The organism is Herbaspirillum sp. Sphag64 (assembly GCF_014192645.1).
In the GTDB taxonomy this organism is placed as follows: domain Bacteria; phylum Pseudomonadota; class Gammaproteobacteria; order Burkholderiales; family Burkholderiaceae_D; genus Herbaspirillum.
In genome coordinates, this window is the sequence record NZ_JACHYE010000006.1 from 13,602 (window position 1) to 36,407 (window position 22,806).

The window sequence follows — 22,806 nt, forward strand, 5'->3', positions numbered from 1 at the left end:
TCCAAAGTTGTTGCCTCTCTGAACGCGTTTCATGCGTCTTCAAATACGTCCATATTGGATATCTTTCTGATATCTTAGAAGGCAATTATTTGAGGCCAGTGAATGGATGCGTTGTCGAGTGTAATGTCATTGTTGAAGCCGCAGAGCTACGGCATACGCGGCCTGGATGCAGGCCGGGAATGGTCGATCGATTTTCCTGCCTACGAAGGAATTCGCTGTTATGCACTTGTACACGGCACGTGCTGGCTTGAGATGGCAGGCTTGGTCCATCCTTTGCGTATCGATACTGGCGACTGTGTACTGCTCCCTCGCGGTCAGGCCTTTCGCTTTTACAGCACGCTGGAGGCGGAATCGATTAGTGTGATTCCTCTCATTTCTGCGGTCGAGGAAGGAAATTTCATGGTCGTCAATGGCGGTGGCGATTGCAGTGGCCTGGGCGCCTACTTTGCCTTCCAGGGGCTGCAAGCCAATATGCTGTTGAAAATGCTTCCGCCACTCGTTCATTTTCATCGGGAAGAGGATAAGTCATCGCTACGGTGGTATCTCGAGCGACTCATGGGTGAACTTCGGACGCCGCAACCTGGAGGTTTCCTGATTGCTGAAGAATGAAGAAATCAGTTACGACCTCATCATCGTCACGGTGCTTGCCCAGCAGATTGAAGCGGTATTGCCTGCCTTGTTAAAAAGCAAAGCGAAATCACTGTTGTTTGTCTGCAATAATTTTGATCCGGAACGCATTCAAGAGAGGCTTGGCGCTGACAGATGTACATTTGGAATTCCATTCATTCAGTCGTTTATTGACAAGGATGGTCAGGTCAATGCACGCATTGGTGCCAGTGGTCAAAAATCAAAATTAGGCAAGCAAACCTGGGTGGACGTATTTAATGGGGCAGGCATACCAGCGTCGTTTGAACCGAACATGTCGTCTTGGCTGCGTAGTCACGCACCGATCTGTATCGCTTTTGAAAGTTCGGCCTACGCTGGCGTACGAAGAAGCGGAGGCGCAACCTGGCGCGAATCGATGAAAATCGCGCATGGTGTGCATGAATGCTATCGACTGATCAAGGGACTAGGTTACGACATCTATCCTTCTTCGAAAGTCCGTATTAATCAATCTCCCGCATGGATAATTGCGAGCGCACTTTGGTTGATAACGAGGATTAAGTCCTTCCGGGAGTTACTCGCCTTGGGCGCAGGAGAATCTCGTGCGATGGTGGATCTGCTGGTATCGATGGCGCCTGAGTCTGACAAGCCGATTGAGATCAATAAGATCAAGGCCATGCGACCGCTTGAGATTAACAAGAGCTGATGCCGACGTGGTTTATTCGTCTACAACTCAGTCGATCTAGTGGAGCCTGATCTGCAGTTTGGTGATACTTAGGTTTGCGTCGTGAAGCGCAAGCCACTCGCCAGGCCATCCAGCGTCACCCGAACGCGGCGTTGGCTGCGCAGCATAGGATGTGTCACCAACCAGACCTCCAGGTTGTAGGTCAGATCAGGCAGGATCGGTCGCAGTTGTGGGTCACGAGCAGCAATGATCCGCTGGCAGAATCCTACGCCCAATCCGGCTCGCAGCGCCGCAAGCTGAGCCAGGTCGCTATCGGAGCGAAAGCCGAAATCGGCTACAGTCACTTGCTGCCCCGATTCTCGCAATGCGTTCATGATTGCCGGATTCTTGTCGTAGCCAATCAAATGGCCTGATGTGATCAGTTCCGTCAGCGTGATCGGCTCCTCATATCGCACAATCCAGGATTGGTGTGCATATAAGCCAATGGGTATCTGCCCGACTTTGCGCGCCAAGAGGCCATCCTGGGTTGGCCGGATCATCCGCACAGCGATATCGGCATCGTTGCGTAGTACATCCTCAATGCGATTACTGAGGTTCAGTTCAAAGGACAAGCCGGGATTTTTCTCTTTCAGGGTACACAGAATAGGGGGCAGAAGCTCCGCGCCCACGATTTCACTTGCGCTGATACGCACGGTACCAGCGATGTGGCCCGCGTCGCCCGATGCAGTGCGCACTAGGAGTGCGGCAGCGGATTCCATGCTCTGCGCGGCATCGCGCAGGCTCAACGCCAATTCGGTTGCGATCAGTCCAGATGGAGACCTCACAAAGAGCGTGGTACCGAGTTGTGTTTCGAGTTCGTCAAGATGACGCCGCACGGTCGGATGTGTGAGTTCCAGCGCCCGCGCGGCTCCCGCCAGGCTACCTTCGCGCAGAATCACTAAAAACGAGCGCCAGAGCGCCCAGTCAAGGGTATTTGGGTTCATACATAATCGTACAACGGAAGAAGGATCTTAACTAATTCCATTTATCCCATGGACCGGCAATACTGGCGCTATTAATCAAGGAGCCCATCATGACCAGTCCATCCTCAAGCTCACTCGCGGCCTCAAGCACACAAGTTGCCGTCGATCGTAGCGACAATATTGTTCCCGAATCAATTTCTATAGTGTTAAGAGCCGAAGCATTGCTTGAGTTGTTACTTGCGGTATCGGCTTACCACTATTTGGGTGGTAGCTGGCCGCTATTTACGCTGCTTTTCCTGTTGCCCGATCTCAGCATCTTGGGGTATCTCGTCAATCCGCGTCTTGGGGCGCAGCTTTATAACCTTGGGCATACTCATCTTGTGCCTGCCTTTCTTGCGCTGTCGGGTTTTGTGCTGGCAACGCCATTGCTCTACTCACTATCCCTGATTTGGGCGGCACATATCGGTCTCGACCGGATGCTAGGCTATGGATTGAAATATCCTGTCGGTTTTAAGATGACGCACTTGAGTTGGAAGCGTGATGCGCATCAAGCAGTCGTGGAGCCACAATAGGACGGAGGTTGAAACGGGCGGGGCGCACGTTGGCCTCTCGGCTGCATAGATTATGGTACGAGGTAGCGAAATTTAAAAAGGTATCTCCAGAAAAACAGATCCACCATCGTCCTGAAACTTTCCAGTAGTCAATGCTGAATCGAAGACGTGGTGGATGGGCGATTCCTGGAAAATGAGGGGGCGCCGCTCACAAGAGCAGCGCCGATCTCACTAATTAGTCTTGTCTTGGTAGCGCCTGAACGCTTCCAGAAACACCCTTAACTTTTGCTCCCGCTGTGCACCATCGGCAAAGACCGCGTGAATCTGACCGCGAGGTGAGGTCCACTCCGGCAGGACGCGGATTAACGTGCCGGTAGCAATGTCGGCAGCGGTAGCGAAGTCTGTCAGGAATGCCACACCTTCGCCAGCCAACACGGCAGCGCGACATGCGGGCGCCGTGTTGGCGGAAAAGACTGGATTGCGCATCTTGATCACACGCTTGCTACGCTGCGCATTTTGCAGCGTCAATGTCATTGGCTGCGGCAAGACGGTCAGCGCGATATAGGGCAGCAAGGCCAATTGCACGAGGCTCTTCGGCATACCAACCCTGGCGATGAAATCAGGACTGGCTACCAGAGATTTGTGGTAATCATCGATGGCAACAGCACGCAGGCTGGAGTCAGCCAGCTTGCCAATACGCACAGCGACATCAATACGCTCGGCAATCAGATCTACCCGATGGTCGGCGCAGATCAGCTCCACCGCCAAGGCGGGATAGCGGCGGCGCAATGCTGCCAGCTGCGGCGCGACTACCATCGCGCCATAGTCGATGGCGGCGGCCACCCGCAAGGTACCGCGTGGTGCATCCAGTCCATCACGCGCGGCTTGCACCGCTTGCTCGGTGCTGAGGGCAATCTGGCTGCTCGCGGCGTAAAACGCACGTCCGGCATCGGTCAGACTCAGGCGGCGCGTTGAGCGGGTCAGCAGGCTCACACCGATCTCGGCTTCAAGCAACTGCATATGGCGACTGACCATGGTGTTGGCGAGTCCCAGCCGTTGTCCGGCAGCGGTCAACGAACCGCTCTCGATGACGGCATTGAATATCAGCAGACGATTGAGATTGATGGATTGCAGGTCGACCATGGTGTTGTTCCTTGTTTCAGACGTGGAATGCTACCGGTATATTTTATCCTTCAGATCAAAATAATTCCTCAACTCTCCACTTTAAGTGGAGAGTGAAAGTCTGCTAAGGCGTCTTATCAAGCCGATTTTGCGTTTCTATACTGGTGTAACTCTCCTCACTCCAACATGATGGTTTTTAACTGAACGGGATTCATCCATGAACGCGCAATCTTCCTCCTCCGCCATACAACTTTATGGTGTCGTGCTCTCCGGCCACACGCACCGGGTGCAACTGTTCCTGAATCTGCTTGGACTGCCGTTTGAGTTCATCAATGTCAATCTCGCCAGCGGCGAGAACCATAGCGCCGCATTTCTCGCCATGAGTCCCTTTGGCGAAGTGCCGGTACTACGCGATGGCGATGTCGTGCTGACCGACTCGAGTGCCATTCTGGTCTATCTTGCCAGCCGCTATGACAGGAGTGGTCGCTGGTTGCCGCGCGACCCTGTCGCTGCAGCGACGGTGCAGCGCTGGCTCTCGAATGCCTCGGGCAAGATCGCGTATGGCCCTTGTGCGGTGCGTTTAGTGAAGCTGTTTGGAAAGTCGCTCGACTACGATACTGCAGCGGCGATTTCCCTGCGCGTGCTGGCAGCGATGGAGCTGGAGTTAAGCGAAAAGAAGTTCGCTCTTGGGGATCAGGTCAGCATCGCCGACGTCGCTGCTTTCAGCTACATTGAACATGTGCCGGAAGGCGGCATCTCATTGGCGCCATATCCCCACATCCGCGCCTGGCTTGATCGTGTAAGCGCTTTGCCCGGTTTTGTCGCCATGCCGGCTTCAGCACGCCCGGCAGCATAATCATGGCGCTCGCTTCTCCATTCCATCCTCAGGAGCTGGCTGCGCAGGAGCGCGTCGGTGTACGGCAACAGCTGGAGGCAGTTGGTCGCAATAATGTGCGCGACCACATGCCGGAGCAGCATCGGCGCTTTTTTGCACAACTACCGTTTTTCTTCCTTGGCGCAAACGACGCCAGCGGCCAGCCGTGGGCCACCGTGTTATCCGGTTCTCCCGGCTTTTTACAGACACCGGATAGCACTACCTTGCAGGTCAATGCTACGGTCGCTGCTGGCGATGCATTGGCAGGGCAACTGACACGTGGCAAGTACATTGGCGCATTGGGGCTGGAACCCGCCACGCGCCGGCGCAATCGCGTCAATGGCGTGATTGAAGGTGCCAGCACAGGTGGATTCAGCGTTGCAGTCAAACAAAGCTTTGGCAATTGCCCGCAATATATCCAGAGCCGCCAACATCATGAATACCCCAGGCACGCTGGTGGCGCATCACAGGTCATCATTGCCGACCAGCTCAACGATGCTGATCGCGCATTGCTTGCAAGTGCCGATACCTTCTTCATCGCTACCAGCAATCTTCAGGCAGACGCTGGCAACGGACGAGGGGTTGACCTGTCGCATCGTGGCGGCCGGCCGGGTTTTGTGCATGTCGATGATGCAGGCACGGTGACGGTGCCGGATTTCATCGGCAATTTCTACTTCAACACGATTGGCAATCTACTCGCTGAACCTGCTGCCGGGCTGCTGTTCATTGATTTTGACAGCGGCGATACGCTACAGCTGGCGGTTACGGCGGAAGTCATCTGGGATGGACCGGAGCTCAGGGCCTTCGCTGGTGCTGAGCGGCTACTGCGTTTTAAGGTCCGTAAGGTGCATCGCAATGTTGCAGCCTTGCCATGGTGCTGGAGTCCGCCACAGCAGTCGCCGGTGCTGGCTGGTACCGGCACCTGGGAAGCTGCGCAACAGATACTGCAGCAGCATCGACATCAAGGCTGGCGTCGCTTCCGGGTCAGTGCGGTAAAGGATGAAAGTGCCACCATCCGCTCATTCACCTTGAAGGCAACGGATGGGCTGGGACTGGCGCCGTTTGAGCCAGGCCAGTTTCTGCCAATAAGGATCAGCCTGCCGGGGAGGGATGCACCCGTGGTGCGCACCTATACACTCTCGGATGCTTCGTATGCGCCGCATTACCGGATCAGTGTCAAGCGCGATGGTTTGGTGTCGAGCTGGTTACACGATCATGTGCAGGTTGGCGACCAACTGGAGGCTATGCAGCCGGCAGGTGATTTTGTCTTCGATGCAACAAGCCAGCGTCCGCTAGTGTTACTCTCAGCCGGGGTCGGTGTGACGCCTATGATGGCGATACTGAACAGCCTGTTGGTCAACGAAGGACGAACCCGCCATCTGCATCCGATTTACTTTATTCATGCCGCCCGTCATCCGCGCGAGCAAGCCTTTGCCGAGCACGTCAAAGCATTGGCAGCAAGACACCGCAACCTGCATGCACATGTGCGTTACAGCGCGGTCGACCAACTGCAGGTCAGTGATCTGGGCGAGGGCGATGTCGTTCGTTACCAGCGCAGTGCAGGGCGGCTGGAGTTTGATTTTCTGCGAACGGTTCTGCCCTTTGATGATTATGATTTCTACCTGTGTGGACCTGCCAGTTTCATGCAGGATCTTTATGATGGCTTACGCAAGCTGAATATCGCGCCGGAGCGCATCCGCTTCGAAGCTTTCGGACTAGCGACGGTAAAAACGCTTGCAGCACCAGCAGCACTCGGCGCCGTGCCGATACCTGTCAACTTTGTGCGTTCAGGTGTGACCGCGCAATGGGATGGAGGCCATCAAAGCTTGCTTGAGCTGGCCGAGGCAGCCGGTCTGCCGGCAGCATCTGGTTGCCGCGCCGGAGGATGTGGTGCCTGTTCCGTTAGACTCGTTGCGGGAGAAGTTGCTTACACGCGCAATTGTTCAGTGCAAGCCGCGCCGGGAGAAGTATTGTTATGCTCTACGCAGCCGCAGGTAATGGACTCAGCGTCGATGTCAGCCGGGATCGTTCTGGATCTGTGAGCAGCGATCATGATCAGGTCTGAAAATACTGTCCTACATTACCTTCTGCCCAGTCTTTGATAATGACCTGACCCCGCAAGACCCGATATTCTGAGCGATGGGTTGCCGCATCGAGCTGCAGGACCCGACTTTCCAGAAGATACTCGGTACCGTTGATCGATGTATTGATGGCGTTGCAATGCAGGACCGTCACTGGCTGTTGGATTTCTGCAGAGAGTGGATCTGTCAGTTTGTGCATCAAATACCTCTCAATGATTCAAGTTCAATGCGTACACTTCGGGTTTCCTTCAAATGTTGATCTTGCCGCGGATCGCTGCAACTGCTGCCTATTCATGTCGGCCCAAAAGTTGAAGCGCGTCGGCTGCAGCGGTATCCAGGCGCTGGACGATATGTTTTACCCGCGCAGCTTCATCGGGCGTCAACTTCATATCAAATCCATCCTCATCTCTGGCGGCGGTAACGATCAGATCAAGCATCAGTCTGAGTGCCGTCGTTTCCGCATCGGCAATACGATTGCGAATGAGGGCTTGCTCATATTTTGACTCGGAGATGCTCATAGATTTTCCGACAAGGATTGACGATTGAATATCGTGATTTCCTGGCGATTCAGGCATACCAGATCGATATGCTTCACTGACCTTCCTCGCAAAACCCAGGCTGATCAACTCGGCCGAGCACTAGATCGGGACTGAGCACAGGCATCGTTGATTTTTAGGAAACTTTGACGTCATAGAATAGATAAGCACTTCGCCGGTCGCAAGCGACCAAATGCTGCCAAATACGACGAAATGTGACGTTTCTGTTTGTCCGGCGCGAGGTGCTGCCTTGCCTGCAGATTGGCCTGCAGGTCATTCGGCGTGATAACAAATCAACTAACTGCTATAGCGCCGACGAAACTATATCCGACCGCATGTACGGTCCGGATCGGGATGGTGATGCCGGTCTGGGACGCTACCTTGGCACGCAAACGGCGCACCAGTGAATCCAGCGAGCGACCGGTATAGTAGTCATGCCGTTGGTATAGTTCGGTCAACACAGTCGTTCGTAGCACCGGTTGTCCAGGCGTGGCGGCCAGCAATTCGAGAAACTTCAGTTCTTTCGCGCTCAGCGATATCTTTTCGTCACCAGCAACATGGAGTTGCCAATGCGCGGCAGAGATCGTCCAGAGTCGCTCAGTTGCAGGTGCTTCAGTAACCGGCGTTTCTGTGGCGAGAGTCTCCGCCGCAGGTTTTCGTACCCGCTGGGCAATGCTGAGAATTGCTGCTGACAACTCGCGGCAATCCACAGGTTTGACCAGATACAGGTCAGCGCCACTGTCATATCCCTTGATCTTGTCCTCGACGGCGCTGCGGGCGGTCAGCATGATGACTGCCAGATCGGTATTGGCGCGGATGTATTGCGCCAATACATAGCCAGATTGATCGGGTAGACCGACGTCGATTACCGCTACCTGATAGTCGCCGTTGGGCAGTAGCTGGTAAAACCCGGCGGCACTATCTGCGGCCTTGACACGCATGCCAGCCAGTTCCAGCCATTCGACCACGCTGTCGCGCAAATCCTCGTCATCCTCAACCAGTAACACACCAATGCCAGACGCTTCCACCCTTAGTCTCTCCTGTCTGAAAACGGTAATGTGATTGTTGCTGTGGTACCGCCAGTGGGGCGATTACTCAAGCAGATGCTACCGCCATGCTGACTGACGATGCGTTGCACCAGGTACAATCCCACGCCGCTGCCGCCGATAAAGCCGGTACGGCTGCCACGAAAATATTTCCCGAAAACCAGTGTCAGCTCCTGCTCCGGAATCCCAGGCCCCTCATCATTGACGGTGAGTATGAGGAGACCATCAGCGACGCTCAACTCCACCATCACGCTGCCTTGTCTTGGCCCGTATTTGATCGCATTATCGAGTAAATTCAGCAATGCCGTCTTTAGCAGACGACGATCGCCACTGAACACAACCGCATCCGCGTGCACCAGCCGCAGCTGCGGATCCCGCTCACTCCAGAGCAGAGAGGCTTCCTCGATGATCGCACGCACAAAATCCGGCGCAACGATATTCTCGCGCCGCAATTCGACTTCATTGCCCGGAGTTGGTCCTACTGAAAGTGCCGTTTCTGCTACTTCCACCAGACGTAATACAGCGCGGCGCATCTTGGTGAGATTGGGGGCAAGCCGTTCGCCACTGGATTGGTCCTTACTTTCCAGGATGTCCAGATTGGTCCGAATGACGGCCAGCGGCGTACGATATTCATGAGAAAACATATCAACGAAACGTATCTGCGTTTCCAGTGCTTCCTGTTTGGCGGCCAGCGATAGCAGCAGATTGTCCTTGATACGTTCGAAATAGAGCAGTAACAAGGCAGAAAAAAACAGCAAGGTTCCTGCCAGCGGCACCAGATAGACCACCACGGCGCCAAAATGAGAGATCGTCTCCGGTCTGAACAACTCCGGGGCCTGCATCGACGTAGCGATACGCACGATATGCGCACCGGTCAGCAGCAATAAACCGGAAATCGCCATGCCGCGACCAAAACTGCGCTTGGCCGGGGACGCTTCAGCAACAGACGTCAGCAGCGTTTGCAGACATAGCACGAACACCAGTATCAGACTGGCACTGACCAGATAGGAGCGGGCAGTAAAGTCGGCATCGTTGGCCAGCATCACGACAAACAGAAATGAAAACAAGGCAATCAGGAGGTAGCCCCAGCGCGTGGCAGGCTTTCCGAAAAAGATCTTCAGACCCATCCACACCACCACACAACCTGCAAATAAGCCGATGTTGCCCAATGCCAGCAAGGTCTTGGCCGGACGGCTGGCGTTGAGCAGCGCAATCGTCATGCCCATACCGGTCAAGAGGCCAGACATGGCCCAAAATCGGGTGCAGCGTTCGACCGGTGCGGCAAAGTAGGTCCCCGCCATGATCGCTGAGATGCATAGCTGCGTGACCGAGAGAGCGACGCTGGCAGTGAGGGGATCCATGAGACTAGAAGCTTGATAGGGGCAAATGAAAGCTGAAATGAAACAATGGCAGACAAATCAACGCCCGCCAGTGTAGCCGATGATCCTTGTTTTTACATCGTAAGCCAGTCCTTTGCCAGGCTGGCGGTTGAAGGCAACAATACAACCGTAATCAGCGCCGAGGCTAATTAGCGGTCGGATATCAATCGCAGTAGAACAGGCTATCCCAGTATCGCCACCAGCATGTTTTCGCACTGGAATGAACCGTGCACAACCCGGTATAATCCCGATCCAACGCGGGTGTAGCTCAATGGTAGAGCAGAAGCTTCCCAAGCTTACGACGAGGGTTCGATTCCCTTCACCCGCTCCAGCGCTGTCGTATTTTGCTTTCTTGCGCTGATCTCATGGCTAGCTTTGTTCTGGACGATCTTCGGAACCTTGCAAAGTATTGGCTGAAAACCCCTCCAGCTCGTCGGCAAACCGCTGCATCAGATGCACCAGTTGCGCCAGATCCTGATCTTCCCATTTTTCAAAAATGCCACGGGCGATCCGCTCCCGTGCGATGTCAATGGCACTTGTCATGGTCTTGCCTAGTGCAGTGAGTACCGCTTCCCGTACCCGTCGATCAGTGCTGCCTTCCTGCCGACTGACCAGCCCCTGCTGTTCCAGTTTGCTGACCTGGCGACTGACCGTGGTGTAGTCGCGGCCAAGGCGGTCTGCAAGTTCGACAATGCCGATCGGCCCCAGTTTCTCGACGGTAACCAGGAGTGGGAATAGTGCCGGATCCAGCTTGATACCTGCTTCACGGACGAGTCTCTCATCGACCTGTGGGCGATTCATGACGCTGACGATACTGATGAGGGAGCGATGCAACAGTTTGAGTTGCTCTGATTTATGTGCATCTTGCACATTTTTATTCAATGGCATACCATCCTCTTTAGTTGAGTGCATTTTGCACATATTAATTGGAGGTGATTATGACAGAAAAACTGGACGTATTGATTTGCGGTGCGGGTGCAGCAGGTTTGACCCTGGCAATTGAGCTGGCAAGACGGGGAGTGGCGTTTCGTCTGATCGAGAAGATGGAGAGTCCGTTTCACGGCTCGCGTGGCAAGGGAATCCAGCCACGCTCGCTGGAGATTTTTGAGGATATCGGGATCGTTGACCGATTACTGACGATTGGAGAGGCGTATCCAGTGCAGCGGATCTATGCCGATGACAACAGCTATACCGAGACGGATGGTATCAACCAAAGTCAGGTGATTCCTGGTGAGCCGTATGGCAATCCCTTGCTGATACCGCAATTCCTGACTGAGCGCGTGATGCGCGAGCGATTGCTTGAACTCGGTCATCGTGTTGAATTTGGTCATGCGTTACTGGCATTTGAGCAGGACGAGCAGGGTGTGGTGGTGCAACTCAACAGTAGCGAGGGAACAGAAACTGTACGTGCTCGCTATCTGGTTGGCACCGATGGTGGGCGCAGCACAGTGCGTGCGGCACTGGGGATCGCCTTCATTGGCAAGACCTTGGCGGTACGTGCGGTTGTTGCCGATGTCGTGCTGACCGGGCTCAGTCGCGATGCCTGGTATCGCTTTCACCTTGAGTCGATGGAGAGCCAGTTATCGTTGTGCCCGTTGTTCGGTACGGAACTGTTCCAGCTGCAGGCACCGGTGCCGATGGAGGGCGATGTGGACCTGAGCGCTGCCGGCTTGAACGAGATGATCTGCAAGCGCACCGGGCGCACTGATATTGCCGTGCATGCGGTTTCCTGGGCCTCGGCGTATGTCATGAATGCCCGCCTGGCTGAGCGATATCGGGTGGGAAATGTATTCCTGGCTGGCGATGCGGCCCATATTCATCCACCGACCGGTGGTCAGGGGCTCAATACCAGTGTTCAGGATGCCTACAATCTGGGCTGGAAGCTGGCCGCAGTGATGCATGGCGCGCCGGCTACCTTACTCGACAGTTACGAAGCCGAGCGTCGGCCGATTGCTGCGGATATGCTCGGTCTCTCCACCACATTGCTGGATGCTGCCAAGCGCGGTGATATGCGGCGCGGACGCAATGTGCATCAGCTTGATCTCGGCTATCCAGAAAGCCCATTGAGCTGGCAGGCCATTGCGCAGTCTGACGAACATGCTGACCAGCTACAGGCCGGTGATCGGGCTCCGGACGCGTTGTTGTACGATGCAGCAGGACAGGCAATCCGGCTCTTCGATGCGTTCCGGGGTGTCCATTGGACCTTGATCCGTGTTGGCCCGGAGTGCGCCACTGTTGGTCCGAGTGCCAAGCTGAAGGTGCTGCGCATTGACGTATCGGATGGTGGCTTGCGTGACCGTGACGGTGCGTTCCGCGATATCTACGCACTGGCTCCGGGCAATTGGGTGCTGGTACGACCAGACGGCTATATCGGCGCCATGTTCAATGATCAACATCGGGAGAGATTGGGGGCCTATCTCGCGCAGGCAGGGGTGTGCTGAGTGGATAGGCGCGGATGCTTCCGAACGTCAGCCCTTGAACGATTGCCGCCAGGCGCTCGGCGTGACCCCAAACGCGCGCTTGAACAGGCTGCGTAGCGAGCTCGCCGTGCCAAAGCCAGCCAGTTCTGCAATCCGTTCAATCGGCTGGTCGCTACCTTCCAGCAATCGCTGGCTCAGCGCCAGTCGCTCATTGAGTAGCCACTCGCCAGCGCTGATGCCAGTCGTTTGCCGGAACTGGCGGGTAAAGGTACGGCGGCTCATCATGACCTGTGTGGCCATGGTGTCGAGCGTATGGGGCACATGCAGACTGGCACGTACCGCATCAATCAATTCCGCCAGCCGCGAACCCCGCGCTGTGTAGCTGATCGGCTGTTCCACAAACTGTGCCTGACCACCTTGCCGGTGCGGTGGTACAACTAGCCGCCGCGCAATCAGGCTGGCAGACTCCGCACCATGACGTTGCCGTATCAGATGCAGGCAACAATCGATACCGGCTGCTGTGCCGGCGGAGGTAATCAGATTGTCTTCTTCGACGTACAGCACATCTGCATCCAGCAGGACTTCTGGGAAGCGTGCCGCAAAGTCATCCGCAAACGCCCAATGCGTGGTCGCACGGTGTCCTTCGAGCAGGCCTGCTTGCGCCAGGACATAAGCACCAAGGCAAAGTCCGACGACCTGTGCGCCTCGTCGTTGTGCCGCCACGAGCGCCGCAAGGAGTGGCTCCGGCGCACGTTCGTCAGGGTTGCGCCAACTGGGGATGATGATGGTGTCAGCATGTGCCAACGTGGACAGATCGTGCATGACGGCGACATCGAATCCGGCCGTGGTCCGCAATGGACCAGGCTCGGCACCGCATACTCTGAGCTGGAAGCGAGGACTGTCGGGATGCGTATCGCCAAAGACCGCACAAGGTACCGCAAGATGAAACGGGCTGATCTGGTTGAATGCCACCACAGCGACAAGGGGAGTATGCATAGGAATGGGCCAATGTTTGCCTGGTTATTATTCTGGTTGGCCCAATTCTATCGCTATTTGACCATTGGGCCACTCGTTTTGCAGACCTCCGCACGCAATAATCTGTCCCATCAATCCAGCACTCAAGACTCACCGTTCACCAAGGAGACTTCCATGTCCAGCAAGAAAAGCGCCCTGATCGTCATCGATATCCAGAATGATTATTTTCCTAAAGGTAACTATCCCTTGTTCAACGCCGAAGGTACCTTGCACAACATCGAACAGGCGATTGCCAAAGCGCATGCCCAGCAGATTCCCGTTATTCTGGTACAGCATGTTGCCGATAGCGCCAAAGGACCTTCACCTTTTTTCAATGCCGGTAGTGAGGGCGTTGCCTTACATCCGCGGATTCTGGCAGCGGCACCGCAGGCGCCGGTGGTGGTGAAGTCATTTGCCGACAGCTTCCACAAGACCACGCTGGAGGAGACCTTGCAAACTTTGGGCGTGGAAGCCTTGCTGATTTGCGGCATGATGACGCAGAACTGCGTGACCCACACGGCGATTTCCAAGACAGCCGAGAAATATGAGGTCACGGTATTGAAAGATTGCTGCACCACCGTAGATCAGATGATCAACGCCATCGCTTTGAGTGCCTTGACCGTGCGCGTGGCGGTGAGCGAGCAGGACGCAGTAGTGTAAGCGACGCGGGTCTCGCCCAAGTGCGTGTCTACAAATTTCGATGTATACGATAAGATATAACGAAACTGCTGAATAAAGGCTGTCTACCAGCGGTTTCGCAGTCTGTTATCTCATCATTAACTGTGGGCATTTATGAAAAGCGTGCTGGTACTGCGCCATGTCGCCTTTGAGGGCTTGGGTGGAATCTTGCCGATTCTGGAGCGGCAGGGATGCCGTATTCAGTATTTTGACGTTGGCGTCGATTCGTTTTTTGATGTGTCGCCGCTCAATAACGACTTGGTCATTGTATTAGGCGGCCCGATTTCTGCCTATGAGGCGGACAAATATCCGTTTTTGACGGCAGAAATTACCTGGCTGCGCGCCAGAATCGTAGATGATCTGCCCACACTGGGCATTGGCTTGGGGGCCCAGTTAATAGCTGCTGCGCTGCATGCCAGGGTCTATCCGGGTGAGGCCAAAGAAATCGGTTGGGCGCCGCTATCAAAAGGTGTTGATAGCAGTAGCCTGCCTGCGCTCAATCAAATGATCGAGACGCAAACGCCCGTATTGCACTGGCATGGTGATACGTTTGATTTGCCCGTAGGAGCGCGACATCTGGCAGGAAGCGATAAATACACCAATCAGGCATTTGCGTGGGGATCGCATTGCCTGGCGCTGCAATTTCATCCCGAATTCAATCCGAAGATGCTGGAGCAGTGGTTAATTGCTCGCGCGCTGGAGGTGGCCACTACGACAGACATTAGCCTGGACCGATTACGTGATGACACGGCACGCTATGGTGAACGCGCAAAAAAAATCGCTGAACTGTTTTTGCGTGACTGGCTTGAAGATATCTTTGATTTACCCATGGCATCCATGTCGTCCAAAATCTTTCGGGCTAAGGTCGGTAAATCCAAACTCGGACTGTTGCCAACCTGACGAGAGACGTTGCTACGGAACCAGCCCATTGAGACTGGGCAAAGTTCTGTAGCGGTCGAGCTAAAAATCAATGCCAATATCAATATCGATAAGATAACGTCAATCGTAATTCACGTGGCTCGCCTGGATGGACCGTAATGCCGTTTGGAACCGTCACGCTGCTCGCTGTTACTTGATAATCCTGTTCATAGGCAATGTCGTAATATTGGCGATTGAATATATTCAGCACATCCAGAGAAAGTGACATTTGTGGTGTCAGATCCCGCTGTAGCTTCAGATTGCTGATAATTGCCGATGGTGCCATCAGGCTGCCATCCTGGGAGAGCGGATAGGCACCGATGTATCTTGTCTCCCATCCGGCTGCCCATGATCCCTGGTGGACAGTCGCCTTGAACATGCCGACCTTGCTCACTGCATTGGGAATCATGTTGCCTGTATCACCGTTCTCATTCATGTTGGCATAACGTGCGTGGGTCCATGCAAGGTCTGCATCCAGCATGAGCCATGGGTTGACGACCCAGTGATTGTTCCATTCGACGCCATGTCGCTTGCTGGCGCCATTTGCGGAGGTACTGCCGATGGCAGAGTCAGCGGAATAGACAATCTCGGAATCACTGTTGAGGCTCCACAGTGCAAGTGAGCTTTGCAAACCGTCGATAACCTCGGTACGCACGCCGATCTCCTTGCCCCAACTGCCTACCAAGGCGGGCACCGCGGAGGCAGCTGCACCTGTGGTCGGATCAATCTGGTTGATGACACCGCGGGCGTCATTGCTATGGAAGCCCTTGCCAGCGTTGATGAAGAATTCAGTCTTTGCCCACGGACCAAAAATCATCGATAGCTTGGGTGATAATTTCTTGCCTGAGGCGGTACCGGAATTGGCGGCTAAGCTATACGAGGTCATGTTCATATCAACATTGTCTCCACGGAGACCAACCAGAGTTCTGAACCAGTCGTTCCAGCTGGTGGAATTTTGCAGATAGAGACTGGTCATGGTTTCAGCAACCTGATCATTCGAGACTGTCTGGAATGGCACTCTCGCTTCGGTGTTGTACAAGCCAACATTGATATTGTCATGTCTTACCTGCAGTCCGGCCTCGGTCACGGATTCACGACCTAACAATTGATGATTCCAGCCTTTGACGTATTGCGCACCAACGATATTGCGATTCTCTTTCTGTTCGAACTGATCACCGGTAGTCGGACGTAGTTCATAAAAAGTGAAATTCGACCAAAGCTGTAAGCGGTAATGTTCCGCGTAGGCGGATATCCTGGTGTAACCATCCTCATCATGGCTATGCCATTCGCCAGAGATAATGGCGCGGCCACTGTTACCGCCGTCAGTGGTATCAAGTGCAGAGTAACGGCCTAGCTGACCGGACTGTATTAATTCCAAAGGTATCTGATCAGTCGAGTTCCATTGGGCTTTGTAGTAAATACCCTCGATGGACCAACCATGTGCTTTACTACCGTCACTTAGACGAAGTAAGGCGTTGGTTTTTTCAAACTTTTCAGGTGTGGTCCAGGGACCATTTTCCTTGATAATCTCAAGCGCACCGAGTAAAACAGGACCGCTTGGAATCAATCCTGTACCTCCTGTCTGGTCTTTGTACTGTGGGTTGAGGTTGATCGAGCCAGCCATCAGAGCGCGTTGATAACCGTATGTACCTCCGGTAAAACTGAAGAGATCATGGTCAAGACTGTTGACGTAGCGTACATCGGCAGAGCCTGCTGAAGAAAAGTCGCCGGTATCGGCAAAGTAGGGACCCTTGCGATAATCAATGTGGTCGACCAGTTCAGGGATCAGAAAATTCAAATCGCTATATCCCTGTCCATGTGCATTCGTTGGCATATTGACCGGCACACCGTCGACGCTAGTGGCGAAATCGGTGCCATGATCAAGGTTGTAGCCGCGCAGGAAATACTGATTTGCCTTGCCATCGCCGGAGTGTTGGGTGACGACCAGCCCCGGTACGGTCTCCAGCACTTCGCCCGGGCGCAAGAGCGGGACGTCGCGTAATAACTCGCCATTGATAGTGCCCTGCGAGGAGGCATCGGAGGTGCCGACCCCGTTATCGTAATGCCCCTGCATCGTCACTGTCGGCAATGCGGCCACGGTGGATTCCGATACCTGGTTTACTGTGTCATCTTTCGACGCCACTGTTTCCTGAGCCCATATGGTATCGCTTCCGATTGCCAGGAAAAATGCTGTTACCAATGATTTACTACGCATATATCCTCTTTTTTTTATGATGATTTTATAATTCTTCATACGCCATGCTAAAAATAAAGTCGACGAAAAACTTTCATCGACTTCATTTTTACTTTCGCTATTCAGCAATTTGCTGATGGAGTTCAGAAACGCGCAATAGATGTCAAAGGCCATCTATGTGTGACAGACAGTCCCTTGCTATTTCACATTGACTTGCGGCCTGAAGCCAATGTCAGTTCCATATCGTCATAGCCTCGCCATTTGTAGATCGCCAGCGAAATGAGCCAGCTCAGAATAAACAGACCGATGATGAAATAACCGATCACGCCAAAATTACCATTGAGACTGCTCACGGCATTCCAAAATGGTCCTTCCAGTTGCAGTTTGTCGGCGAGCAGTCCCAATACTTCAATACCACCGATCGCCACGGCGACTAATACTGAAACAAAGGTAATCGTCATGTTGTAGTAGAGCTTGCGGATTGGTTTGACAAAAGCCCAGCCGTAAGCGCCTAGCATGAGGATGCTATCGGTCGTATCAATCAGTGACATCCCGGCAGTGAACAATAGTGGGAAGATCATGATGGCCCATACCGACAAGCCATTGGAGGCTTGGGTTGCCGAGATGCCCAGCAGCGCGATTTCGGTCGATGTGTCAAATCCCAGACCAAACAGGATACCCAGTGGATACATATGCCAGCTGCGGGTGATGATGTTAAACATCGGACGAAAAATGCGTGCTAAAAATCCACGATTAGCAAGCAGCAGATCGAGATCTTCTTCCACGTAGGGCTCACCCTTGCGCGCACGGCGGAAGGTTTTGTAGACAGAAATCAGAACAACCAGATTGATGACCGCGATCACCAGCAGGAAGAGCGCAGACACGATCGTGCTGATTGTTCCGCCGATCTCATGAAACGAATCCATCCGGCCTTTCATTGCCAGCGTTGTTGCGGCAATGGCCAGGCAGGCGAGGATCACGACCGTTGAGTGTCCCAGCGAAAACATGAAACCCACGGAGACGGGCTTTTTTCCGTCTTGCATCAGCTTGCGTGTCACATTGTCGATCGCGGCAATATGATCTGCATCGACCGCATGGCGCAGACCAAAACTGTAGGCAAGAAATGCGGTTCCCATCAGCAAAGGATGCTGGCGGAAGGTGATGAACGCTACAATCCAGGCGCCCAGATTGAATATCAGTAATAGCAGATACATGCCGATAATCTTCCCTCTGACATCAGAGGAGGCATCATTAAACAAGGCTTTCATTAAACGCGACATGGCGATTCCCGATAATTATTGTTGAGTGCCGTATTGGCGTGTGCATTCTTTTCTCTGTGCCGGGTGAATGGCACGAGCGTATTCCTTTTCTGACATGACCTCGACCTGAATCAACAGGTGCAAATCAATAGACGCAAAAAAATGACCAGAATCGACCGACTTTGGTATGCAGTGTGGAGAAAAAGAAATTGAATTGCTGCCGAAAGCGTTGAAAATTAAGTCAACGATAAATCTTGAATAGGGAGGCGACTGGCGAGGTGCATCGCCAAAGTGGTATCGCCAGCGGCGACATGCATTGGAATCGATTCAAGGGGGGGCTAAGGAAAGTCAAGTTCATGATGCATTTCTCCAGGGGTTACGCGCCCCAATAGTGGATGGAAGGGAATGTCATGAAGCTCAGGTCTGACTTTTGGTTATCGTTGAACCAATCACAGTGGCGCGACCGCGCCGGAATTACACCGGCTTCCCAGCTTCAGCCGCACTATTATACTGGTCAACACTAGAGAAATAGCAAGCCTGCCTTCGGCTGATTGAAAAGATATTAATGATGTTTATCGATTCAATCAGTATCACCGGCTTTTTAGTTGCTGAAGAATATAGCTGTGTTATTCGTGGATCCGTCCGAGAAATTGTTTGCAGCGTTCACTTACCGTAGGACCAAAGAAATGAGACGGCGTGGTGTCTTCTATTACGTGTCCGCCTTCCATAAAAACAATGCGATCAGCAACATCCCGTGCGAAACGGGTTTCGTGCGTGACGACCAGCATTGTTATGCCTTCTTTGGCTAAGTCTCGCATCACACCCAACACCTCATCACGTAGCTCCGGATCCAGCGCAGAGGTCGGTTCATCGAACAGAATCACCTCTGGTTCCATCGCCAGTGCCCTGGCAATCGCCACGCGCTGCTTCTGACCACCGGAAAGCTTGCCTGGATAGGCATCGGCTTTCTCCGATAGCCCCACTTTTTGCAACAGGAGCATGCCACGTTGTTGGGCTTTTTCTTTGTCAAAACCCTTCACGGAAATCAATCCCTCGATGACGTTCTGTAATGCTGTTCTATGTGGAAATAGATTGAATGACTGAAATACCATGGCCGTTTTCTGGCGAATCTGAAATATTTTCTTACGCACTTCACCGGGGCGGAGCGTCAAGGGTTCATCGAGCTCAATTCCACAAATCTCTATGCTCCCCTGATCTGGCATTTCAAGGAAATTGAGTGAGCGGATAAAGGTGGTCTTTCCAGAGCCTGAAGGGCCCATGATGACTACAACTTCGCCTTTACCGACTGTTAGATCGACATGTTTTAGTACCTTGTTGGGGCCAAACGCTTTCGCTAAACCGCGTACGCGGACAGTACAGGGAGATGAATTGTTCATTGGTAGCGCCTCGACAGTTTTTCTTCCAGCCAGGTTTGGAGGATGGTCAGTATTTGATTAATGAGCCAGTAAATGGTCCCGACAATGATGAACATGTCCATGTAGCGGAAGGTTGTGGCTCCCATCTGATCGGCAACGCGGGTGAGTTCGACAACTGTCACAGTCGATGCCAGAGACGTATCCTTCATCAGGGCAATCAGACGGCTACCCAGGGGCGCAATTGCAACGCGTAGAGCCTGTGGCAAGATAATACGAAACAGGGTTTTGCGATATCCCAAACCCATCGACCAGGCAGCTTCCCATTGTCCTTTATCGACTGCATTGATTCCTGACCGGAAATTTTCACTCAGATAAGCAGCCGAAAACAGCGTCAACGCCAGTAAGGCAGCGGGTATCGGATCCAGTGTAATGCCGTAATTGGGCAAGCCGAAGTAGATCAGCAGGATCTGAATCAGTAACGGGGTGCCGCGGAAAATCGAGACGTACGAAAATGCCAGCCAGCGCAAGGGGCGCCATGCGGAGATGCGCGCCAGCGCGATCAGCATGCCGAGTATGGAGCCGAGAAAAAATGCACTGATACCAAGTCCCAATGTAATCAGGACGGCCTTTTGCAGCAACGGTAACGCCCTTAGAAATAAGTCAAACATCCTCTCCTCCTGGTATGCCGGTCAGCATGATGATCACGGCACACTGTTAAATTTTCTTCAGTGACCCACAGTTGGGTTGGCGTATGCCAGCAAGGCTTGATCGAGATCGGCAATCAATCGATCCGTGTCCTCCAGACCGATCGACAGGCGAACCACCGGCTGATCGGTTGCAGGGAATACACGATTTGCCTGTAACGTTGCCGGATAATAGGCAGCCAGGCTATGTACGCCGCCCCAACTAGCCCCAATCACAAACTGTGTCAATGAATCGAAGAAACCATGGAACGCTGTTTCTGCCGCTGGCTTGAGGATGACGGAGAACAGGCAGCCATTGCTGGCGAAATCACGTTTCCACAGAGCATGCCCTGGATCGGATTCCAGGGGAGGGTACAACACGCGATCAACCAGCGGATGCTTGGCCAGATGGCGAGCAACCTGAATGGTGGAGGTACTTTGTGCCTGAACTCGCAATTTCAGTGTTTCTAAACCGCGCAGCACCAGAAAGCAATCATCAGGGCTCACTTGTTGCCCTAAAATACTTTGTGTTTCGCGTAATACTTCGTAATGACTAAACTCATTCAAACTGATACTACCCATGAGCAAGTCGGAATGTCCGCCAAAGAATTTGGTTGCCGCTTCGATACTAAAATCGACACCATGCTCAATGGGCCGGAAACCCAACGGACTAGCCCACGTGTTATCGATCATGGTCAATACGCCATGTTTTTTTGCAACTGCAACAATCGCCGGAATGTCTTGCATCTCCATTGTGACGGTACCTGGAGACTCCATGCAGATCATGCGGGTGTTCGGCTTCATCAGAGATGCGATCTCTGCACCCATGGCTGGATGATAGAACTCCACCTCCACTTGCATATGGGCTAGCCATTTATCAGCGAAGGTCTTGAGCGAGCCATAGCATGCCGCGGATATCAGTAAATGGTCGCCACCGCGGACAAATGCCATGACTGTTGTCATCAGTGCTGCAGCGCCCGAGGGGGCAATCACGCAATGACGCGCACCTTCGAGCGCTGCTATACGTTGTTCCAGCAGACGTGCGGTCGGCGTGCCGGTCACGCCATAGCTGAAACCGTCGGGTTGACGTTTCTTGCGTTTGACGAAATCGTCGAGCGAGTCAAATACAACGGTCGAGGCGCGCATCACGGAGGGCGACAGGCTGCTGAATGGTTCTGGATATTCTGGGTTCGTGTTCATACGAATAATTTGTTAATGTATAAAAGGACGGCTTGAGTATCAGCCAAGTACTATGGTTGCTCAACAGCGCCAGTGATTAACTCTATAAGTGGTACTTATATATGGACATGCGGGATATTCAGGTGTTTCGCGCAGTGATGCGGGCTGGAACGACCAGCAAAGCGGCAGCCTTGCTGAATGTGTCGCAGCCTGCCGTCAGTCAGTCGATCCGTAAGCTGGAAACGACTTCGGAACTACGCTTGTTCGAGCGTACCCGTGGACGCCTGGTACCAACCCAAGAGGCGTTGGCGCTGATTGAGGAAGTTGACCGCTGTTTTGCTGGTTTCGAGATGATTGAGCATCGGATTCGCAGTCTGCGCTCGTATGGCCTTGGGCGCTTGGCCATTGCTTCTTTTCCGGCGCTGGGAAATGGCTTCATGCCCCGTTCTGTAGCGGCTTTTGGCCTGGAGAGGCGACGTGTTCAGATGTCATTCCAGATCATGAGCTCGCGTGAAGTGTTGCAGCAAGTGAGTGCCGGGCAGCTGGATTTCGGACTCATGGCTGATGAGTTGTCAGTGGCTGGACTTGAGCATTCTCAATTCATGAGCGTGCCGGGCGTGATCGTGATGCATGACAAACACCCATTAGCTGGCAAATCACTCATTACCTCGGATGATTTGCTAGAGCATGCCTTCGTCGCCCTTAATCCCGAAGATGCCAGTCGGCGCAGGCTGGAGCAGGCATTGATTCTGGAGGGGAAGGTACTGCATCCCGTTCTTGAGACGCCTTATTCCAACTCGGTCTGTGAATTTGCGTTGCGTGGTGTCGGTATGGGTATGGCACACCCGATCCTTGCTCTGGATTACGTTACGCGTGGACTCAAACTCAAGCCAATGCAGATTCCGGTGAGTTTTACGGCGCTACTGGTGTTCAGGCCGGGAATTCCCTTGTCCGAAAATGCCAAGGAAATGCTGCGGGTGATGCGTATCCAGATGGAATCCGATCTGAACGCATTGCGCCAGCTGTTGCATCAACGCCCCGGTATTGCCTGAGCGCAAACCGCGTTCAACTTTGTGCGCTGCGCACAAAACATGTGCAAATTTTTACTTAAGGCAAAAGCCGTTACTTTGTGAGAGGTGCTGATGTTGTTTGTGGTCGGCGGTTTAAGGTCCGCAGAACGCTTTTTCAGGTGATCCTTATTTTGGTGCGGCAGTGCAAAAAAGTCATCAATTTTTATCACTTTTAA

General features: G+C 53.5%; 22 protein-coding genes, 1 tRNA gene and 1 riboswitch. Of the genes, 10 read left to right on the forward strand and 13 right to left on the reverse strand.

What is annotated here, in order from left to right; genetic code table 11:
* Positions 1-123 precede the first annotated feature (123 nt).
* Both FHW66_RS11395 and FHW66_RS11400 read left to right on the forward strand, forming a co-directional pair.
* A complete protein-coding gene (locus tag FHW66_RS11395; protein WP_183379927.1) occupies positions 124-609 on the forward strand; it encodes a cupin domain-containing protein in 486 nt (161 codons plus the stop codon).
* Positions 596-1,309, forward strand: a complete 714-nt coding sequence (locus tag FHW66_RS11400; protein WP_183379928.1) for a ketopantoate reductase family protein — start codon at positions 596-598, stop codon at positions 1,307-1,309. Before FHW66_RS11395 ends, FHW66_RS11400 begins: the two co-directional genes overlap by 14 nt.
* A 68-nt stretch (positions 1,310-1,377) precedes the next feature.
* Here the strand turns inward: FHW66_RS11400 and FHW66_RS11405 are convergent, their stop codons facing one another.
* Positions 1,378-2,271, reverse strand: coding sequence for a LysR family transcriptional regulator (locus FHW66_RS11405; RefSeq protein ID WP_183379929.1), 894 nt, complete (start codon positions 2,269-2,271; stop codon positions 1,378-1,380).
* A gap of 89 nt (positions 2,272-2,360) precedes the next feature.
* Between FHW66_RS11405 and FHW66_RS11410 the strand changes: the two genes are divergently transcribed.
* The gene (locus FHW66_RS11410; protein ID WP_183379930.1) at positions 2,361-2,822 is read left to right on the forward strand and encodes a DUF4260 family protein; all 462 of its coding nucleotides are present in this window, start codon (positions 2,361-2,363) and stop codon (positions 2,820-2,822) included.
* 210 nt (positions 2,823-3,032) lie between these two features.
* Here the strand turns inward: FHW66_RS11410 and FHW66_RS11415 are convergent, their stop codons facing one another.
* Positions 3,033-3,944: a LysR family transcriptional regulator gene (locus tag FHW66_RS11415; RefSeq protein ID WP_183379931.1), complete on the reverse strand. Its 912-nt coding sequence runs from the start codon at positions 3,942-3,944 to the stop codon at positions 3,033-3,035.
* Between the two features lie 196 nt (positions 3,945-4,140).
* On the opposite strand from FHW66_RS11415, the gene FHW66_RS11420 reads away from it, so the two are divergent.
* Positions 4,141-4,779, forward strand: coding sequence for a glutathione S-transferase family protein (locus FHW66_RS11420; RefSeq protein ID WP_183379932.1), 639 nt, complete (start codon positions 4,141-4,143; stop codon positions 4,777-4,779).
* Positions 4,780-4,781: 2 nt separating this feature from the next.
* Positions 4,782-6,839, forward strand: coding sequence for a pyridoxamine 5'-phosphate oxidase family protein (locus tag FHW66_RS11425; RefSeq protein ID WP_183379933.1), 2,058 nt, complete (start codon positions 4,782-4,784; stop codon positions 6,837-6,839).
* A 13-nt stretch (positions 6,840-6,852) separates the two neighbouring features.
* On the opposite strand, the gene FHW66_RS11430 is transcribed toward FHW66_RS11425, so the two are convergent.
* From FHW66_RS11430 to FHW66_RS11445, 4 genes are all read right to left on the reverse strand, one after another.
* On the reverse strand, positions 6,853-7,077 hold the full coding sequence (locus tag FHW66_RS11430; protein ID WP_183379934.1) for a hypothetical protein: 225 nt from the start codon (positions 7,075-7,077) through the stop codon (positions 6,853-6,855).
* A gap of 88 nt (positions 7,078-7,165) precedes the next feature.
* Positions 7,166-7,453 carry a hypothetical protein gene (locus FHW66_RS11435; protein WP_183379935.1) on the reverse strand — a complete coding sequence of 96 codons (288 nt, stop codon included), beginning with the start codon at positions 7,451-7,453 and terminating at the stop codon, positions 7,166-7,168.
* Positions 7,454-7,707: 254 nt separating this feature from the next.
* Positions 7,708-8,442 (reverse strand): response regulator transcription factor, encoded by a 735-nt coding sequence (locus FHW66_RS11440; RefSeq protein WP_183379936.1) that lies wholly within the window; start codon positions 8,440-8,442, stop codon positions 7,708-7,710.
* 2 nt (positions 8,443-8,444) lie between these two features.
* Positions 8,445-9,821 (reverse strand): sensor histidine kinase KdpD, encoded by a 1,377-nt coding sequence (locus FHW66_RS11445; RefSeq protein ID WP_183379937.1) that lies wholly within the window; start codon positions 9,819-9,821, stop codon positions 8,445-8,447.
* Positions 9,822-10,096: 275 nt separating this feature from the next.
* Here FHW66_RS11445 and FHW66_RS11450 point away from each other — a divergent pair.
* Positions 10,097-10,170 (forward strand) — tRNA-Gly (locus FHW66_RS11450).
* A 38-nt stretch (positions 10,171-10,208) separates the two neighbouring features.
* On the opposite strand, the gene FHW66_RS11455 is transcribed toward FHW66_RS11450, so the two are convergent.
* Positions 10,209-10,727, reverse strand: a complete 519-nt coding sequence (locus FHW66_RS11455) for a MarR family winged helix-turn-helix transcriptional regulator (RefSeq protein ID WP_183379938.1) — start codon at positions 10,725-10,727, stop codon at positions 10,209-10,211.
* Positions 10,728-10,777: 50 nt separating this feature from the next.
* Between FHW66_RS11455 and FHW66_RS11460 the strand changes: the two genes are divergently transcribed.
* The gene (locus FHW66_RS11460) at positions 10,778-12,280 is read left to right on the forward strand and encodes an FAD-dependent oxidoreductase (RefSeq protein ID WP_183379939.1); all 1,503 of its coding nucleotides are present in this window, start codon (positions 10,778-10,780) and stop codon (positions 12,278-12,280) included.
* 27 nt (positions 12,281-12,307) lie between these two features.
* Here FHW66_RS11460 and FHW66_RS11465 read toward each other — a convergent pair whose 3' ends face one another.
* The gene (locus FHW66_RS11465; RefSeq protein ID WP_183379940.1) at positions 12,308-13,255 is read right to left on the reverse strand and encodes a helix-turn-helix domain-containing protein; all 948 of its coding nucleotides are present in this window, start codon (positions 13,253-13,255) and stop codon (positions 12,308-12,310) included.
* Between the two features lie 153 nt (positions 13,256-13,408).
* Between FHW66_RS11465 and FHW66_RS11470 the strand changes: the two genes are divergently transcribed.
* A complete protein-coding gene (locus FHW66_RS11470) occupies positions 13,409-13,933 on the forward strand; it encodes a cysteine hydrolase family protein (protein ID WP_183379941.1) in 525 nt (174 codons plus the stop codon).
* Positions 13,934-14,065: 132 nt separating this feature from the next.
* Entirely contained in the window at positions 14,066-14,851 is a 786-nt protein-coding gene (locus FHW66_RS11475) for a glutamine amidotransferase (RefSeq protein ID WP_183379942.1), read from the forward strand.
* Between the two features lie 79 nt (positions 14,852-14,930).
* Here FHW66_RS11475 and FHW66_RS11480 read toward each other — a convergent pair whose 3' ends face one another.
* The 5 genes from FHW66_RS11480 to metC form a co-directional block, all read right to left on the reverse strand.
* Positions 14,931-17,084: a TonB-dependent receptor gene (locus FHW66_RS11480; protein WP_183379943.1), complete on the reverse strand. Its 2,154-nt coding sequence runs from the start codon at positions 17,082-17,084 to the stop codon at positions 14,931-14,933.
* 182 nt (positions 17,085-17,266) lie between these two features.
* Positions 17,267-18,343, reverse strand: a complete 1,077-nt coding sequence (locus FHW66_RS11485) for a HoxN/HupN/NixA family nickel/cobalt transporter (RefSeq protein ID WP_183379944.1) — start codon at positions 18,341-18,343, stop codon at positions 17,267-17,269.
* Between the two features lie 376 nt (positions 18,344-18,719).
* Positions 18,720-18,877, reverse strand: a riboswitch (cobalamin riboswitch).
* A gap of 71 nt (positions 18,878-18,948) precedes the next feature.
* A complete protein-coding gene (locus FHW66_RS11490) occupies positions 18,949-19,719 on the reverse strand; it encodes an amino acid ABC transporter ATP-binding protein (RefSeq protein WP_183379945.1) in 771 nt (256 codons plus the stop codon).
* Positions 19,716-20,366, reverse strand: a complete 651-nt coding sequence (locus FHW66_RS11495; protein WP_183379946.1) for an amino acid ABC transporter permease — start codon at positions 20,364-20,366, stop codon at positions 19,716-19,718. Before FHW66_RS11495 ends, FHW66_RS11490 begins: the two co-directional genes overlap by 4 nt.
* Before the next feature lie 57 nt (positions 20,367-20,423).
* Complete coding sequence (gene metC, locus FHW66_RS11500) at positions 20,424-21,581, reverse strand: cystathionine beta-lyase (protein WP_183379947.1); 1,158 nt, start codon at positions 21,579-21,581, stop codon at positions 20,424-20,426.
* Between the two features lie 101 nt (positions 21,582-21,682).
* Here metC and FHW66_RS11505 point away from each other — a divergent pair, with 101 nt between their 5' ends.
* Complete coding sequence (locus FHW66_RS11505; protein WP_183379948.1) at positions 21,683-22,612, forward strand: LysR substrate-binding domain-containing protein; 930 nt, start codon at positions 21,683-21,685, stop codon at positions 22,610-22,612.
* Positions 22,613-22,806 lie beyond the last annotated feature (194 nt).

Excerpts from the sequence above, each read along its gene's own strand:
- FHW66_RS11395 (WP_183379927.1), top strand. The coding sequence starts at position 124 with ATGTCATTGTTGAAGCCGCAGAGCTACGGCATACGCGGCCTGGATGCA.
- FHW66_RS11405 (WP_183379929.1), bottom strand. The coding sequence starts at position 2,271 with ATGAACCCAAATACCCTTGACTGGGCGCTCTGGCGCTCGTTTTTAGTG.
- FHW66_RS11410 (WP_183379930.1), top strand. The coding sequence starts at position 2,361 with ATGACCAGTCCATCCTCAAGCTCACTCGCGGCCTCAAGCACACAAGTT.
- FHW66_RS11415 (WP_183379931.1), bottom strand. The coding sequence starts at position 3,944 with ATGGTCGACCTGCAATCCATCAATCTCAATCGTCTGCTGATATTCAAT.
- FHW66_RS11420 (WP_183379932.1), top strand. The coding sequence starts at position 4,141 with ATGAACGCGCAATCTTCCTCCTCCGCCATACAACTTTATGGTGTCGTG.
- FHW66_RS11425 (WP_183379933.1), top strand. The coding sequence starts at position 4,782 with ATGGCGCTCGCTTCTCCATTCCATCCTCAGGAGCTGGCTGCGCAGGAG.
- FHW66_RS11430 (WP_183379934.1), bottom strand. The coding sequence starts at position 7,077 with ATGCACAAACTGACAGATCCACTCTCTGCAGAAATCCAACAGCCAGTG.
- FHW66_RS11435 (WP_183379935.1), bottom strand. The coding sequence starts at position 7,453 with ATGCCTGAATCGCCAGGAAATCACGATATTCAATCGTCAATCCTTGTC.
- FHW66_RS11445 (WP_183379937.1), bottom strand. The coding sequence starts at position 9,821 with ATGGATCCCCTCACTGCCAGCGTCGCTCTCTCGGTCACGCAGCTATGC.
- FHW66_RS11455 (WP_183379938.1), bottom strand. The coding sequence starts at position 10,727 with ATGCCATTGAATAAAAATGTGCAAGATGCACATAAATCAGAGCAACTC.
- FHW66_RS11460 (WP_183379939.1), top strand. The coding sequence starts at position 10,778 with ATGACAGAAAAACTGGACGTATTGATTTGCGGTGCGGGTGCAGCAGGT.
- FHW66_RS11465 (WP_183379940.1), bottom strand. The coding sequence starts at position 13,255 with ATGCATACTCCCCTTGTCGCTGTGGTGGCATTCAACCAGATCAGCCCG.
- FHW66_RS11470 (WP_183379941.1), top strand. The coding sequence starts at position 13,409 with ATGTCCAGCAAGAAAAGCGCCCTGATCGTCATCGATATCCAGAATGAT.
- FHW66_RS11475 (WP_183379942.1), top strand. The coding sequence starts at position 14,066 with ATGAAAAGCGTGCTGGTACTGCGCCATGTCGCCTTTGAGGGCTTGGGT.
- FHW66_RS11480 (WP_183379943.1), bottom strand. The coding sequence starts at position 17,084 with ATGCGTAGTAAATCATTGGTAACAGCATTTTTCCTGGCAATCGGAAGC.
- FHW66_RS11485 (WP_183379944.1), bottom strand. The coding sequence starts at position 18,343 with ATGTCGCGTTTAATGAAAGCCTTGTTTAATGATGCCTCCTCTGATGTC.
- FHW66_RS11490 (WP_183379945.1), bottom strand. The coding sequence starts at position 19,719 with ATGAACAATTCATCTCCCTGTACTGTCCGCGTACGCGGTTTAGCGAAA.
- FHW66_RS11495 (WP_183379946.1), bottom strand. The coding sequence starts at position 20,366 with ATGTTTGACTTATTTCTAAGGGCGTTACCGTTGCTGCAAAAGGCCGTC.
- metC (WP_183379947.1), bottom strand. The coding sequence starts at position 21,581 with ATGAACACGAACCCAGAATATCCAGAACCATTCAGCAGCCTGTCGCCC.
- FHW66_RS11505 (WP_183379948.1), top strand. The coding sequence starts at position 21,683 with ATGGACATGCGGGATATTCAGGTGTTTCGCGCAGTGATGCGGGCTGGA.